Genomic DNA, 16,071 nt, shown 5'->3' with positions numbered 1-16,071 from the left:
GCCCTTCGGGGCCTGCGACGTGGATGCCCCGGGCAACCGGAAGCACCCGCGGATACGGCCGGGCGCGACGGCGAATCCTCCCCGAGACCCCGGCCATTCAGGTTAGGCTAAGCTAACTTTTCGAACGGGGTGGGGTAGACATGCGACCGGTCCTCACAGATCGAATGAACGCGGACGCGGATTCACCGACCGGGTCACCGACCGGGCCTGCGGAACCACGGCACCGGGCGGTCGTCGTCAAGTTCGGCGGCAACGCCATGGTGGACGCGAACCTGCAACGCCTCTTCGCGCGGGACGTCGTGGAGCTGTGGCACGCGGGCCTGCGCCCGGTCGTGGTGCACGGTGGCGGGCCCCAGATCAGCGCGATGCTCGACCGCCTCGGCCTGGAGAGCCGCTTCGAGGCGGGCCTGCGCGTGACCACGGCGGAAACCATGGAAGTGGTGCGCATGGTGCTGTCCGGCCGGGTCCAGCGGGAACTGGTCGGCCAGATCAATGCCCACGGACCCTTCGCCGTGGGCATGACCGGCGAGGACGCGCACACGATGACGGCCGTACGGCGGCCGGCCTATGTGGACGGCCGCCCGGTGGACATCGGTCTCGTCGGAGACATCGTGGACGTGAACCCGGGCATGGTGCGCACGCTCCTGGAGCGGGGGCACATCCCGGTGGTCTCCCCCGTAGCCCGCGGCGACGACGGACAGGTCTACAACGTCAACGCCGACCTTGCCGCGTCCGCGCTGGCCGTGGCCCTCCGAGCGGAACGGCTGGTCATGCTCACCGATGTGGCGGGGCTGTACGCGAACTGGCCGCGCAGCACCGAGGTGATCAGCCGCCTGTCGGCCGACGCACTGGCCGAGCTGCTGCCGGGCCTCGCGGGCGGGATGCTGCCGAAGATGGAGGGCTGCCTGCGGGCCGTCCGCGGCGGCGTGCCCCGGGCTCAGGTGCTCGACGGCCGGGTGCCACACGCGGTGCTGCAGGGCGTACTCGGCGAGGACGGTCCCGGCACCACCGTGGTCCCGTGCACCGCCGTCGCACCCGGCACCGGTCCGGACCGCGACCTGAGCACTGTGTGACCGCCGGTGGCGGCGCGCCGCGGACCGCCGCCCGGCGTCAGGGGCCGGGCGTCACAGCACCCCGCCCCTGACGCCGCCGCCCAGCACGGGTCCTCCGCGCGGCCCTCCGCACGGCGACCTACACGGCCCTCGCGAGGATCCGCGCGTTGCGCCGCGGATCCAGCGACTCCGCCCAGGACCGGGGTGCGAGACATGCCGCCGTTGAGGTGAACCCGTACCGCTGGAACAGCCGTCCGTCGCCGGTCGTCGCGGTGAACAGCGCACCGAGCGACAGGGCACGCGCCCTCGTCAGCACGGTGCGCAGCAGCACCGCTCCCACTCCGCATCCCTGCCGGCGCCCGGCCACACAGAAGTTGTACAGAACACCCGCGGGCGCACCGGCCCCGGCCGGACCGGCCGGGTGCACGCACAGACCCACGCAGCCGTCGAGCCGGCCTCCGGGACCCACGGCCACCAGGAAGTCGGCCGCCTGGGCGGCGTAGAGCGAGACGGGCCGCTCCCGCAGGGCGCCCGAACGGACGAAGGGCCGGGAGAGTTCGGCGAGTTCGGCAGCGTCCTCCGCGAGGCCGAAGCGCACGGATGACGCCGGTGCACGCAATGCACGCGTCGGAGGGGCGGGGCTCGGCGTGGCCGTGGTCAACGTGTCAGGCGTCCATGGACGCCGCGAGGGACCGGGGCCGCAGATCGGTCCAGTTGGTCTCGACGAAGTCCAGGCACGCCTCGCGGGTGTTCTCGTCGAAGGCGATCGTCCACCCTCCGGGCACCTCCGCGAATGACGGCCACAGCGAGTGCTGGCCCTCACCGTTCACCAGGACCTTGAACCGGCCTTCGGGGTCGTCGAACGGATTGGTGCTCATGCGTCAGTACCTCCTCGGATCCGACGGGCCGGTGACAGCCGCGTCGAGCGTGTGCGTCAGCCCGCCGGGCTGGATGGAGCAGTCAAGATTAGGTTAGGCTCCCCTAATTGATGCGAGCTTAGCCTTTTCCGCTTCCCTCTCACAAGGAGACGTTCATGCCCCCGGTGACCGAACGGATCCGCACCGAGAAGGGCTTCGCCGCGTTCGGCCTGTCCGGCTCACCCGGTTCCGACGCGTTCTGGGCGACGGCGCGGGGCCCCGCTTCTGTTCCGGCCGGCGACGACGGCTGGACAACCCTGTTCCTCTGGCGCGGCTCCCCCGCGACCATCGGCTTCGAGAGCTGGTCGGAGCCGGTGCCCCTGCACCGGTGGGGCGACACCGACTGCTGGTACGCACAGGTGTCCATGCCCGCACGGCTGCGGGTGACGTACCAGTTCCTCGTGGCCGACGAGGCGTACGCCGACCCGTTCAACCCGGTCGGGGCCGGCGTCGACCGCTCCGTCGCCGCGACCCCGGACGCCCCGGCCCAGCCGCACTGGCCCGTCGTCGGCGCCGACGACGTCCTCCCCGTCCCCCGCACCCGGCTCCGCTGGAACAGCGAACGGCTCGGCGGACGGCGGACCGTGCGCGTCCACCCGGCGGGTGGCGGCGGCCCGGTGGTCCTGCTGCTCGACGGGGACGACTGGCTGTACCTGCACCCGGCCATGAGCGCGTTCGACTCGGCCGTCGCGAGCGGCGAGATGCCGCCGGTCACGCTGGTCTTCCTTCCGGCCAAGGACCGGGCGGCGGAATTCGCGTACGGATCCGGGCTGTGGGAGGCGGTCCGGGACGAACTGCTGCCGCTGGTGGCGGAGTCCGGAGTGACCGCGGACGTGGGCCGACTGGTCGTCGCGGGCCAGAGCCTCGGCGGTCTGAGCGCGTTGAACGCTGCACTCGAGTTCCCGGCGCTGGTCTCACGGGTCGCCTGCCAGTCGGGGTCGTTCTGGTGGACACCCGGAGCGCCGGACCTGCCGGACCCCCTGGGCGGCCCGGCCGGCGGCGCGGTGGCCGCACGTCTACGGGAGCGCCCCGAGCTGTCCGAACTGCGGATCGCGTTCGACGCCGGCGAGCACGAGACGCGCATGCTGCCCCACTGCGAAGCGGTCGAGAGCCTGACCGAACAGGCGGGCGCGACCGTACGGGTGTCACGGTCGGCGTCCGGCCACGACCGGGCCGGCTGGCGGCACGCCCTGCTCAGGGACGTCGCCTGGGCACTCGGCTGAGGGCTGTCAGCACGGGTGGATCGGCGCGCGGCGTCGGACGCGGTGCGTCGCAAGGCCCAGGAACGCCCGAATGCTGGATGCACTCGGGCGTTCCGTCAACGGAGGGGATGCCCCATGCCGTTGAAGCACGAAGGGAACCCTCCGCCCTCGAAGCACGGAGGGTTCCCCGCTGCCGTTGAGGCTACGGGGAAGAGGTGCCGCACCTGTCGTCGTGCGTCCCGCCAGGAATTGCGGGACAGCCCTCAGCGGCTTACCTGGCCACCGCCCGGCAGTAGGCCTCGTCGGTGGCGAGGAGATTGCGATGGGTGTCCTCGGCCGTGATGACGCCGTCGTCCAGGACGAGGACCCGGTCGGCGGCGTCCAGTACGGCCGGGCTGCTGGTGATCACGACGGTGGTACGGCCCCGGCGCAGTTTCGCGAGGTTGCGGGCGATGAGCTGTTCGGTGACTGCGTCGACTGCCGTGGTCGGGTCGTGCAGCACCAGGACGTCAGTGTCGGCCGCCAGGGCGCGGGCGAGGGACAGCCGTTGGCGCTGCCCGCCGGAGAGGTTCGCGCCGCGGTCGCGGACGCCGTGGTCGAGCCCCGCGCGGTGCAGGGCGACGACGTCGGTCAGCATCGACGCCTCGACGGCCTCGGGCACCGTCCGGCTGGTGCCCGACGGATCGATGTTCGTCCGGAGGGTGCCCGCGAAGATCTCGGCGTCGTACGGGTTCACCAGCATGTGCTCGCGGACCGCCTCGACCGACAGGTCCGCGAGCTCCCGCCCGCTGATCCGTACCGCTCCCTCGTAGTCCTGCGGCGGGACGTTCACGGCCAGGACCGACGCGAAGTCGGCTGCGGCGCGAGGCTGGTAGGCGGCGATCGCGATGAACTCACCGGCGGGAACCCGCAACTTCAGCCCGCGCAGCGTCCCGTACCGGACGCCGTCGATCTCCAGGTCGCCGCCCTCGGAAGGGCGTTGCGGCCCCGGCTCCGCCACCGGCGGGGCGGACAGCACCAGCGCCATCCGCTCGGCCGAGGCCCGCGCCATCATCACGTACTTCGGCATCTCCGAGAACATCTTCAGCGGGTCCATGATGAACTGCGCGAGGCCCACGGCCATGACGAGTTCCCCGATGCTGATCTGGCCGTCGAACGCCAGCCAGCCGGCCGTCAGGGTCACGGCGGCGGCCAGGACCGCGTTGAGGGCCTGCGCGGCGCCGGCGTACGCGCCGTTCACTCCGGCGACGGTGATCGCCTGGCGCCTGGCCTCCGTGCTGACCTTCCGGTAGGACACGAACGCCGCGTGGTTGCCGCCGAAGCCGTGCAGCGGGCGCAGGCCGGTGATCAGGTCGGCGACCTTCGCGCCCGCCCGCGCCACCCTGGCCTGCTGCTCCTGGGTACTGGCGCCGATCCGCTTGGACATCACACTCAGGATCGACAGGATCACCACGGTTCCCATGATCACCAGCAGTCCGAGCCGGAGGTCCGCCAGACCCAGCGCGACGGCGGCGACCAGCACCGCGACCAGCGAGCTGATCAGCAGCGGCACCACCTCGATGATGTCGGCGGTCGAGTCCGCGTCCTCGGTGGCGATGGTCAGCACCTCACCGGACTTCAGGCCGATGTCCCTGTCCACCGGCTGGAGCCCGCACGCCGCGACCTGAACCCGCCACCGGTGTGCCTCGGTCGTGTTGGCCTTCTGCAGGATGCGCATCCCGAACCGCCACGACAGCGAGACGGTCGTGATGATCACGGCCAGCGCGCCGATCGACACCCCGAGCGAACCGGGGCTCCGGTTCTGCAGGGTGTGTTCGACGATCAGGCCGAGTGCGATGGGGAAGGCGGTCTCGCCGGCCTGGTACAGGCCCATGAGAACCGTGCCCCAGATCATGGCGCCGACGTTGCGGCGCAGCGCGGTCCGCAGGATGTCGGCTCCCCGGAGGGGCCTGCGGGTGTCAGGAGTTGGCATCGAGGTGACCGGCAATCGCTTCGGGGGTTCGCAGGGTGAGCAGATCACGGATCGTGATCACTGGACCGTACTCCCGGCGGAGCAGCCCGATCAGACGAACCGCCAGCATGGAGTGCCCGCCCAGGGACACGAAGTCACTGACCGCGCTCACTTCGTCGTCGTCCAGGTCCAGCGCCTCGGCGAAGAACTCGCACACCGTGATCTCGGTCCCGGTCTCCGGTGCGCGCTCGGCCCCGGTGGTCAGCACGCCCAGCGGCCTGGCCTCCGGCAGCGCCTTGGTGTCGGCCTTCCCGTTCACGGTCAGCGGGATGCTGTCGACCTCGGCGTAGTGCGTCGGCCGCAGGAAGTCCGGGAGAGCCGCACCCACTTCGGCGGCGACGGTGGCCGTGTCGGAACCGTCGAGCACCAGGTAGGCGGCCAGCCGGTACGCGCCGTCGACCTGAGGGTCGGGCTGGGCGACCGCGGCGGCGAACCGCACCGCCGGATGGGCGGCGAACGCCGCCTCGACCTCGCCCAGTTCGACCCGGTGGCCGCGGATCTTGACCTGCTGGTCGGTGCGGCCCAGGTACATCAGGTTTCCGTCGGGCCGCCGGATCACCAGGTCCCCGGTGCGGTACATGCGCTCGCCGGGTTCGCCGAACGGGCAGGCGATGAACCGGTGGGCCGTCTGCGCGGGCTGCCCGAGGTAGCCGCGCGCGATGCCGATGCCGGAGACGTACAGCTCGCCGGGAACCCCGTCCGGCAGCGGGCGCAGCCACGGGTCCAGTACGTACACCTCGGTGTTGTCGATCGCGACGCCGACCACCGGGTCCTCGCACTCGAAGGTGCCGACGCCGAGGGTGTTGATGGTGTACTCGGTGGGCCCGTACAGGTTGTAGCCGTCCGTCCCCCCGGTCTCCGCGAGCCGCTGCCACAGCGTCGGGGTGACGGCCTCACCTCCCAGCAGCACGAGCGCGGGCCGCCGTCCGGGCTGGTCGAGCAGTCCCTCGGCCACCAGTTGCTGCGCGTAGGTCGGGGTCACGTTGATGACGTCGATGCCGTGCTCCAGGCAGTACTCGACCAGCCGGGGCGCGTCACGGCGCAGTTCCTCGTCGCAGATGTGCACCTCGTGGCCGTCGGCGAGCCACAGCAGCTCCTCCCACGACATGTCGAAGGCGAAGGACACGGTGTGCGCGATCCTGAAGACCCGGTTGCCGTGCTGCGCCAGTACCGGTTCGAAGATGCGGCGCTGATGGTTGATCAGCATGTTGGTGAGCCCCGCGTACTCGGTCACCACGCCCTTGGGCTTCCCGGTCGATCCGGAGGTGAAGATCGTGTACGCGGGATGGCGCAGCCGGTCCGGGTCGTCCGGCGCGAACGTCGCGTACGGCTCGGCCTCGGGCAGCGGTCGGTCGAGCTCGATCAGGTCGCCGCTCAGCCGGGGCGATACGGCGCTCACGGTGAGAGTCACGTCCGGGCGGGCGTCGTCGACGATCGCGGCGATCCGCTCGTCCGGGTGGTCGAGCTCCAGCGGGACGTACGCCGCGCCGACGCGCAGCACGGCGAACAGTGCCACGATCGATTCGAGCGAGCGCGGGATCGCGAGGGCCACGGTCCGCTCCGGTCCGATGCCACGCCGGGCGAGCACACCCGCCACCGCACGGCTCCTGTCCCGGAGTTGGGCGAAGGTCATGGCCGATCCGTGGGCGACCAGCGCGACGCGTCCCGGGTCGCGGTCGGCCGCCCGGTCGAACCGGTCGACGACGGTGTCCGTACCGATGTCCGTACGTCCGGCGGGCTCGGGGGCCGGTCCCGGGCCCGGCAGGGATCCGACCGGGCCGGTCGTCCTGGCCAGGTCCTCCAGCACACGCAGGTAGTCGTCGAGGAGGCGCCGGGCGTTCGCGGGGTCGTCGTCGCGGTGCTCCAGCTTGACCGTGAGCCGGTCACCGGGCGTGACGACCCAGGTGAACGGGTAGTGGGTCGAGTCGTCGGCCCGCACCGACGTGATGCCGTGCCTGGAGTTCATGGCCGCGAAGGCGTCCAGGTCCAGGAAGTTCTGGAGCACGAACAGGTTGTCGAACAGGCTGTCGTGGCCGCCGGCCCGCTGGATCTCGCCGAGACCCAGGTGTTCGTGCTCCATCGCCTCGACCCGGGCCGCCTGGACGGCCGTCAGGTACTCGCGGACCGTGTCGTCGGGCCGGGCCCGTGTCCACATGGGCACGGTGTTGAGCAGTACGCCGACGATGCCGGAGAGGTCCTCGCCCTCCCGGCCGGAGACGGTGACGCCGAACACCGCGTCGCTCCGGCCGGTGTGCGCGCCGAGCAGAAGCCCGAACGCCCCGGTCAGCACCGAGTTCAGCGTGACGCCGTGCTCCTTGGCCGCGTCCCGCAGCAGGTCCGACAGTTCGGCGGACATCGTGTGCACGAGCGCACGCGGCAGCGCGTCCGAGACGGCCGGGCGGGGTCCGGCGAGCAGGGTCGGTCCGGTGAGACCGGCCAGGTGCTGCGACCAGAAGCGTTCCGATGCGGCGGGGTCCTTGGCGGCGAGTGTGCGGGCGTAGTCCTCGAAGCCGGGCGAGAGCGGTGCCGCGTCCAGCGGCTCTCCCGCGACGGCCGCCCGGTAGGCGTCGAACAGGTCCCGCAGCAGGATCTCGCGGGACCAGCCGTCCCAGAGCAGGAGGTGGTAGCTCAGCAGCAGGCCGTCGCGGTCGCCGGGCAGACGCACCACGGTCAGCCGGACCAGTGGCGGGACACCCGGGTCGAAGCCGGTGTCGCGGTCCCTGGCACGCAGGGCCTCGGCCTCCGCTTCCGTCTCCAGGGTGACGGTGCGGACGTCGACGCGCCGGCCCGCCTTGAGGACCTGGACCGGGTTTCCGCGGTCGTCGGTGGTGAAGCCCGCGCCCACGACCGGGTGCCGTGCGATCACGTACGCCATCGCCTCGGCCAGCGCGTCGGTGTCCAGGCGGCGGTCGAAGGCGAAGTAGCTCTGAGCTACGTAGTGCCCGGCCGTTCCCGCCATCTGGGCCTGGAAGTACAGGCCCCGCTGGAGGGGGGTGACCGGTGCGGTGCGCTCGGCCGTGGCGGAGGCTTCGGCGATGCGCTCCAGTGCGTTCCGCCAGTGCCCGGTGATCTCGTCGGGGATGCCGTCGGCGAGGGTGAAGGCCGCGTGCAGGCTTCCGGTGGCCTCGTCGGTCCACGCGTTGACCTCGACGGCGTACGGGCTTCGCCGGTCCGCGTCCGTGATGTGCAGTGCCTGGGACTCGCCGCCCCTGCCGAGGTAGTTGAACAGCACCTGCGGCTGGGTGGTCAGCAGGGGGGCCGTCTGCGGGTTGAGGTACCTGAGCCGGCCGTAGGCGACGTGCCCGTCCTCGTCCGGCTGACGTGCGGCGACTTCGCGCGCCGCCTCGACGGGGTCGGTGTGCGCGGTGATCCGGACGGGCGCGATGGCGGTGAACCAGCCGACCGTACGGGTGTAGTCGTGGTGTTCCAGGGCGGGGACCCTGCCGTGCCGCTCCAGATCGATCGCGAGATCGGTGGGCGAGGGCTGGATCCGGGTCAGCGCGGCGCGGAGCGCGCCGCACAGCAGCTCCGTGAGACCGACGCCGAGCGCGGCGGGCGCGGTACGCGTCACCCGGTCGCTCACCTCGGGCGTGAGCACCATGGTGGTTTCGCGCAGGCCGTCTACGGAGGGCAGCAGTGCGGGCGCCCCGAGCGTGGTGAGCCAGTCCCCGAGGCCGGTCACCTGGGCGGACCGGACGCCCATCGCTTCGGCGTACTCGGCGTAGGACGTGGTGGGCGGAGCCAGGGGCGCGCCGCGCAGGGCGGTGGCCAGGTCGTCCAGCAGGACCAGCCAGGACACCGCGTCGACGGCGAGGTGGTGCACGGCGACCACGAGGGTCCGGCTCGCCGCGAGCCAGGAGAACGCGATGACGGTTCCGGACTCGGGGTCGAGGCGCCCGGCGGCTTCGTTCGCGGCGGTCGTCGCGTCGGCCGTCTCCGTCTGGACGACGGTGACCTCACGGTCGGGTTCGGTACGCAGGGCCCATGCCCCGTGCGCGACGTCCAGGCTCAGCCGGAGTACCGGGTGCGCGGCCACGACGGCGTTCGCGGCGCGCCCGACGTCGGCGAGCCCGACGTTCTCGGGGACCACCAGCGACCTGGCCTGGGCGAACCGGGCGAGCGAGCCGCCCAGTCCCCGCCGGCGCAGGATGACCGGCGTCGGGACCAGCGGGCCGTCCGCACGGCGGTCGGGTCCGGCGGCCGCTGTCCGCGGCGTGCGTGTCTCCAACTGCTCGGCGAGCGCGCGAGGGGTCTTGAACAGGAAGACGTCCCGCGGCGCGATCGACAGTCCGAGGGCCCTGGCCCGGTTGATGACGGTGATGGCGAGGATGCTGTCGCCGCCGGCCATGAAGAAGTCGGTGTCGGCATCCACGCCCGAGCCCGGCAGCGTCTCGCCGAAGATGCCGGTCAGTGCGGCGAGCGCGGAGCCGGTCGCGGCCTCCGGGGCGTGGTCCTGGGCGGCACGCGCGGTCAGGGCCTTCCGGTCCAGTTTGCCGTTGACCGTCAGGGGCAGCGCTTCGACCGTCAGCACCTGGCCCGGCACCATGTGTCCGGGCAGCGTCGCGGCCAGGAGGCCGGTGAGGTCACCCGGCGCCCGGCCCACGACGTGCGCGACCAGATGGTCGCCGCTGTCCGCCACGGTGACGGCCACGTCGACCACTCCGTCGAGTTCCCTGATCGCGGACTCCACCTCGCCGAGCTCGATCCGGAACCCCTTGAGCTGGACCTGGTCGTCGGCCCGGCCTGCGAACTCCAGCTCGCCGTCGAGCGTCCGGCGGGCGAGGTCGCCCGTGTGGTACATGCGGGAGCCGTCGCCCACGAACGGGTTCGCCACGAACCGGCCCGCGGTCAGCCCCGGCCTGCCGAGGTAGCCGAGCGACACCTGATCGCCCGCGACGTAGATGGCTCCCACCCGGCCGGGCGGCACCGGCCGGAGCCGGTCGTCGAGCAGATAGGTCTCCAGACCGGGGATCGGACCGCCGATCGGGCTGGCGGCGGCGTCGGCTTCGAAGTCTTCGTCGGTGAGCACCCGGTGGGTGACGTGGACGGTGGTCTCGGTGATGCCGTACATGTTGACCAGTTCGGGCGCGGCGGTGCCGTACCGCTCGGTCCAGCCGCGCAGCCGTGCGGGATCGAGCGCCTCGCCGCCGAAGATGATCCGGCGCAGCGCGGTGGCCGGTTCACCGGCGTGCCGGTCGGCCTCGATGAACCGGTAGAACGCCGACGGGGTCTGGTTGAGCACGGTCACTCCGCGCTCGCGGACCAGGCGGTGGAAGTCCACCGGGGAACGGGTCAGCGCGTAGTCCGGCACCAGCAGCTCGGCGCCGTGCGCCAGCGCGCCCCACAGCTCCCAGACGGCGAAGTCGAAGGAGTACGAGTGGAACTGGACCCACACGTCGTGCGGGCCGAATGCCATGTCGGGCCCGGTGTTCGCGAGGAGCGTCACCACGGCGGTGTGCGGGACGACGACGCCCTTGGGCCTGCCGGTCGATCCGGACGTGTAGATCACGTACGCGGGATCGTTCGGGCCGGGCCGTGCGGTCTCCGGCACCGGGCCTTCCGTCTGCGGCAGTTCGTCCCCCAGGACGAGGACACGGGCCTGTACGCCCGCCCGGGTCAGCAGCCCGGTGAACCGGTCGCGCTGTTCACGGTCGACGAGGACGGCCTGCGGTGCGGCGTCGGCGAGGATGTACTCCAGTCGTTCGTCCGGGTAGGCCAGGTCCAACGGTACGTACGCGCCACCCGCGGTGACGATGGCGACCAGGGCGACGACCTGTTCCAGGGAACGCGGGACGGCTACGGCGACGCGCCCGCCCGGTCCGACGCCGGCTGCTCGCAGGACCGCCGCCAGCTCGTCCTTGGCCGAGGCGAGTTCACCGTACGTGAGCGAACCGGTGCTGCCGTCGAGGGCGCACTGGGTGACAGCGACGGCGGTCGGGTCGCGGTGGGCGGAGGCGTCGAACAGCGCGACCAGTGTCGTCGGGGCGGCCGGCGCGGGGCGCCGGGCGTCCTCGGCTGCGAGGTCCTCGATCAGGGCGTCAGGCCGGGTGAGCAGGCCGGTGAGGGTGCGGGTGAACGTGCGCAGGATCGCCTGGGCGGTCGCTTCCCGGAGCAGTTCCCCGTCGTAGATCAGGTTGAAACGCGGGCGTCCGTCGCGGGCGCGTTCCACCACGAGTGTCAGCGGGTAGTGCGGGGCTCCCTCGTTCACGATGCCGGTGATGACCAGTTCGTCGTCGGGCCCGCGCAGGGAGGTCACGTCCGTTGCCACGTCGAACACCACCAGGGTGTCGAAGCGCGCGTCGGCGCCCGCCTGCCGGCCGATCCTCGCCAGCGAGACGTGCTGGTGCGGCAGCACGGCGCTCTGGTGTTCCCGCACCGAGGCGAGCAGGCCGGACGCCGTCGTGTCCGCGGCCCACCGGGCGCGTACGGGAACCGTGTTGATGAACAGGCCCACCATGTCCGCGATGCCGGGCACCTCCGCGTCACGTCCGGACACGGTGGAGCCGAACACCACGTCCTTGCCGTGCAGGAGACCGCCGAGTGTCACCGCCCAGGCGCTGTGCACGGCGACGCTCAGCGGCACGCCGGCCGACCTGGCGGCAACGTCGATGTCGTCCGTCGGCTCCACCGCCGTGTCGGCGAAACGGTCGGACGGGGTGTGGTCCTCGGCGACCAGCGAGGGGCCGGGCAGTCCGGCGAGCTGGTCGCGCCAGACGCGGTCGCTCTCGTCGTCGTCCCGTGCGGCGAGCCAGTGCACGTAGTCGGGGAAGCCGCCGGCCTGGTACACGGTCCCCGGCCGGTGGTACTCGGCCAGCAGCGTGCGGAGCATCGGGGGTACCGACCAGCCGTCGGCGATGATGTGGTGCACGGTCTGCACCAGGACGTTGCGGTCCGAGCCCTGCCGGATGAGCGTGTAGCGCATCAGCGGTCCGGTGGCCAGGTCGAATCCCGCGCGACGGTCCCGCTCGGCGTAGTCGTGGATCTCGGCGTCGGTGATGCCGGGACGGTCCAGTGTGGTGAAGGGTGCCTCGGCACCGCTCTCCAGTACGGATACGACGCGGCCGTCGGCGAGCGCCACGAACCGTGCGGCCAGGTTCGGGTACAGGGTGAGCAGCCGGGTGGCAGCCGCCGCGAGCCGTCCGGCGTCCACCTCGCCCTCCAGCGTCAGCAGCTGCTGCTCCACGTAGCTGCCGGCCGATTCGTCGTCGAAGACCGAGTGGAAGTACAGGCCTTCCTGCAACGGGGTCAGCGGCAGGACGTCGCGCAGTCCGGGACCGTCCAGCGCGTCGACGTCCGTCTGGGTGAGCGACACCAGGCCGAAGTCGCTGGGCGAGTGGCCGCCCTCGTCGAGTGCGGCCAGGCCGGCCAGGGCTTCCCGCAGGTACTCCCCGATCGTCGTGATGTCCTCGTCGGTGAACATGCCGTCGGGCCAGGAGATGGTGGTGACCAGTTCGTACGAGCCGGTCGCCGCCTGTTCCGCGATGAGGTTGAACTCCAGGGCGCGCGGCAGGCGCATCCGCGGGTCACGCTTCTCTCCCAGTTGTCCCGCGGTTCCCGCGAGCTGCCAGTCCCCCGAGGTGTCCGAGTCGAAACGGCCGAGGTAGTTGAACAGCACCTGGGGTGCCGGTGCGTCGAACCGGGTGTCGCCCAGGTACCGCAGGGCGCCGTAGGAGAGACCATTGCCCGGCACTCGGGCGAGGTCCTCCTTGACCGCCTTGAGCGCGGCGGCCAGGTAGGCGGGTGAGAGGGGACCGGCCGCGGCGCCGGGGTCGACGGTCACCGGGAAGAGGGTGGTGAACCAGCCCACGGTCCGCGACAGTTCCGGCTCGAAGCCGGCGGCGTCCGCCACGAACCGTCCTTCGCGGCCGTGGCCCTCCAGTTCGATGTGGGCGAATGTCTGGTCCTGCCCGAGGTCGCGGCGCCACCGGGCGAGGGCGACGGCGAGCGCGGTCAGCAGTACGTCGTTGACACCCGCGTGGAACTTCGCGGGTATCTCGCTCAGCAGCGCGGCGGTGACCTCGGGTCCGACGAGGACGGTCCGCTCCCGTTCCCGGGCGACGGTGTCGGCCTCGGACAGCGGGCGCCTGCCCAGCGGTCCGTCCGCTCCCGGCAGGTGGCGCCCGAAGTAGGCACGGTCCGCGTCGAACGGGGTACGCCCGAGCAGCTCCGTCCAGCGCCGGAACGAGGTGCCCACCGGGGGAAGTTCGACCGGTGCGCCCGTTGTGAGCTGACGCCATGCCGTGGCCAGGTCCTCCATCAGGACCCGCCAGGACACACCGTCGACCACCACGTGATGGACGACCACGACCAGTTGCCGTGCCTCCCGGCGCCAGACGGCGCGCAGCATCACCCCGTTGTCCGGGTCGAGGCCGTCGGTGGCGAGCGCGACGCATGCGTCGAGCGGCCGGTCGCTCTCCCGCCACCCGGCGACGGCGCCGTCCGCCTCCGGTATGTCGAAGCCCCAGCGGTCACCGCGCACCAGCCTGGCCCGCAGCATGTCGTGCCGCCGGACCACGGCGGTGAGGATCTCGTCGAGGGCACCGGCGGTCAGGCCCGCCGGGGTGTTGAGCACCACCGACTGCACGAAGCCGTCGACCGCGTCCGTGGTCGCGCCGAGCCACTGGACGATGGGCGATCCCACGACGGACCCGGTGGCCACGTCGTCGTCCTCCACCGGGGACACGTCCTCCCGGCTCGCCACCGCTGCGAGCGCGCCCACGACGCCGTGGGTGAAAATCTGCCGTGCCGTGACGTAGAGACCGGCTTCACGCAACGCGCTCAGCAGGGAGATCGCCAGAATGCTGTCTCCGCCGAGCCGGAAGAAGTCCTGGTCGACGCCGACTTCGTCCAGCCGCAGCACCGCGGCGACCGCCTCGCAGACCAGGCGCTCGTTCTCGGTGGCGGGCGCGGCGACCGGCCCGTCCGAGATCACGGGCTCCGGCAGCGCGGCCCGGTCGGTCTTGCCGTTGGCGGTGAGCGGGAACTCCTTCAGCACGACGGTGTGGGTGGGCACCATGTACTCCACCATGTGCTCGACGGCCCACGCCCTGACCTCGTCGGCGCGCAGGTCCTCGCTCCCGGCGGCAGGGATCACATAGCCGATCAGATAGGTGCCGCCCGCCGAGTTCTTCCGGGCGACGACGCAACTGTGGCGTACCCCGGGGTGTTCCGCGAGACCGGCCTCGACGTCCTCGGTCTCCAGGCGCATGCCGCGGATCTTGATCTGGTTGTCCGCCCGGCCGAGGAAGTCCAGCGAGCCGTCCGGGGCGAACCTGGCGAGGTCGCCGGTCCGGTACAGCCGGGAACCGTCCCCGGCGAACGGGTTGGCCACGAAGCGGGAGGCGGTCAGACCGGGTGCGTTGACGTACCCGCGTCCCAGGAGGAACCCGCCCACGTACAGCTCGCCGCCGACCCCGACCGGGACGGGGCGCAGTTCGTCGTCCAGCACGTAGAGCTGGGTGTTGGGATTGGCCTTGCCGATGGATGTCGACAGCCGTTCCGCCGCGCCCCGGTAGATGACGTGCGAGACGCCGATCGTCGTCTCGGCGGGGCCGTAGCCGTGGTACATGGGGATGTCGAGCCGGGTGCGGAAGCGCTCGTAGAGCTCCGGGGTCAGCACCTCGCCGCCGCACCACACGTGCCGCAGGCTGTCGAGCCGTCCGGAGTCCCCCGCCATCTCCAGCAGGACGTCCAGCATGGACGACACCAGGTAGGTGAAGGTGACGCGCTGTTCCGAGATCACGCCGAGCAGGTGGTGCGGGTCGCGTTCACCGCCCGGCCGCAGGACCACCAGCCGGCCACCGCACACGAGCGGCAGGAAGATCTCGTTGATGGAGATGTCGAAGGAAAGCGGCGCCTTGAACAGCGACGCGTCGTCGTGGCCGAAGTGCAGGATCTCGTCGACCTGCCACAACAGGCGTTCACTGATCGCTTCGTGACGGATCATCGCGCCCTTGGGGCGGCCGGTCGAACCGGATGTGAAGATCACATAGGCCAGGGCGGAGCCGGGCACGGACACCTCGGTCCCCTCGGCGGGGTGGGAGGCGAACCCCCAGTCGTCGAGGTCGACCGCGACGGCCTCCGGCTCGCCCGGACCGTGCTCGCCCGAGCTGTTGAGCTGGAGCACGACGCGGGCGTCCTCGACGACGACGGCCCGGCGCGCGGCGGGCCACACCGGATCGAGCGGAACGAAGGCGCATCCCGCCTGGAGCACACCGAGGAGCCCGATGACCATGTCGGCGGAACGGGCAAGCGAGATGCCGACGACCTGTTCGGCGGTGAGTCCGCGCTCGATCAGGTGGTGGGCCAACTGGCTCGAAAGTTCCGCTGCCTGACGGTAGGTCAGTGACCGGTTCCCGTCCACGATCGCGACGGCGTCGGGCCGCGCTCGCGCCTGCTCGCGGAACATCTCCACGATGGTCGGGCGGACCCGGCCGGCCTCGGTGTCGTTCCACTCGGCCAGGGCCTCGATCCGCGCGGCGATCCCGGAGGGGCCGATGGTCCCGAGGGGCCGGTCGGGGAAGTCCGCGAGGTCGTCCAGGGCGAGCTGCGCTTCGGCCGGCGCGACGCCTTCGGGTACGGCGATGCTGCGATCGTCCGCACCGACCTGCCAACCACCGCTTGCCGAACCGCCGTTGTCGACCCACCCGAGGACGTCGGCGAACAGGGTGCCGGGGGTGAGGTCGATTCCTTCGGGGCTCCGGCCGGTCGCCCAGTAGGACAGGCCGACAGCGCACGCCGTGGTGAAGGTCCGGTCACCGTAATCGCCGGTTCGCCGACGCAGGCCCGCCAGGGCCGCGTCAGAAAGCAGTACGGGACGAGCACCCGGTTCCATCATCGAAGACTCCGCTTCCCATCCGAGATATGCGACTGAGCCTAGCCTAACTAAG

6 protein-coding genes are annotated in these 16,071 nt (G+C 71.7%); 2 read left to right on the top strand and 4 right to left on the bottom strand.

From position 1 onward, the window contains the following. The first annotated feature begins 164 nt into the window (after positions 1 to 164). The gene (gene argB / locus ABT025_RS13775) at positions 165 to 1,073 is read left to right on the top strand and encodes an acetylglutamate kinase (RefSeq protein WP_350993419.1); all 909 of its coding nucleotides are present in this window, start codon (positions 165 to 167) and stop codon (positions 1,071 to 1,073) included. Positions 1,074 to 1,191: 118 nt separating this feature from the next. Here the strand turns inward: argB and ABT025_RS13770 are convergent, their stop codons facing one another. Together ABT025_RS13770 and ABT025_RS13765 are read right to left on the bottom strand one after the other, a co-directional pair. Continuing rightward, positions 1,192 to 1,713, bottom strand: coding sequence for a GNAT family N-acetyltransferase (locus tag ABT025_RS13770; RefSeq protein WP_502971939.1), 522 nt, complete (start codon positions 1,711 to 1,713; stop codon positions 1,192 to 1,194). A gap of 4 nt (positions 1,714 to 1,717) precedes the next feature. Further along, a complete protein-coding gene (locus ABT025_RS13765; RefSeq protein WP_350993415.1) occupies positions 1,718 to 1,930 on the bottom strand; it encodes an MbtH family protein in 213 nt (70 codons plus the stop codon). A gap of 155 nt (positions 1,931 to 2,085) precedes the next feature. On the opposite strand from ABT025_RS13765, the gene ABT025_RS13760 reads away from it, so the two are divergent. After that, entirely contained in the window at positions 2,086 to 3,192 is a 1,107-nt protein-coding gene (locus tag ABT025_RS13760) for an alpha/beta hydrolase-fold protein (RefSeq protein ID WP_350993413.1), read from the top strand. Between the two features lie 250 nt (positions 3,193 to 3,442). Here the strand turns inward: ABT025_RS13760 and ABT025_RS13755 are convergent, their stop codons facing one another. Further along, positions 3,443 to 5,143 (bottom strand): ABC transporter ATP-binding protein, encoded by a 1,701-nt coding sequence (locus ABT025_RS13755; protein ID WP_350993411.1) that lies wholly within the window; start codon positions 5,141 to 5,143, stop codon positions 3,443 to 3,445. Beyond that, on the bottom strand, positions 5,130 to 16,019 hold the full coding sequence (locus tag ABT025_RS13750) for a non-ribosomal peptide synthetase (RefSeq protein WP_350993409.1): 10,890 nt from the start codon (positions 16,017 to 16,019) through the stop codon (positions 5,130 to 5,132). The genes ABT025_RS13755 and ABT025_RS13750 overlap by 14 nt, the downstream gene beginning before the upstream one ends. Positions 16,020 to 16,071: the final 52 nt, after the last annotated feature.

This window comes from Streptomyces sp. NPDC002809 (genome assembly GCF_040295435.1).
Classification (GTDB): Bacteria; Actinomycetota; Actinomycetes; order Streptomycetales; family Streptomycetaceae; genus Streptomyces.
The sequence above is the reverse complement of the archived record's forward strand: the minus strand, read 5'-3'. Positions and strand labels throughout refer to the sequence as shown.

What these genes read in the sequence shown, in the direction of transcription:
- argB (WP_350993419.1), top strand. Translation starts at nt 165, where the DNA reads ATGAACGCGGACGCGGATTCACCGACCGGGTCACCGACCGGGCCTGCG.
- ABT025_RS13765 (WP_350993415.1), bottom strand. Translation starts at nt 1,930, where the DNA reads ATGAGCACCAATCCGTTCGACGACCCCGAAGGCCGGTTCAAGGTCCTG.
- ABT025_RS13760 (WP_350993413.1), top strand. Translation starts at nt 2,086, where the DNA reads ATGCCCCCGGTGACCGAACGGATCCGCACCGAGAAGGGCTTCGCCGCG.
- ABT025_RS13755 (WP_350993411.1), bottom strand. Translation starts at nt 5,143, where the DNA reads ATGCCAACTCCTGACACCCGCAGGCCCCTCCGGGGAGCCGACATCCTG.
- ABT025_RS13750 (WP_350993409.1), bottom strand. Translation starts at nt 16,019, where the DNA reads ATGATGGAACCGGGTGCTCGTCCCGTACTGCTTTCTGACGCGGCCCTG.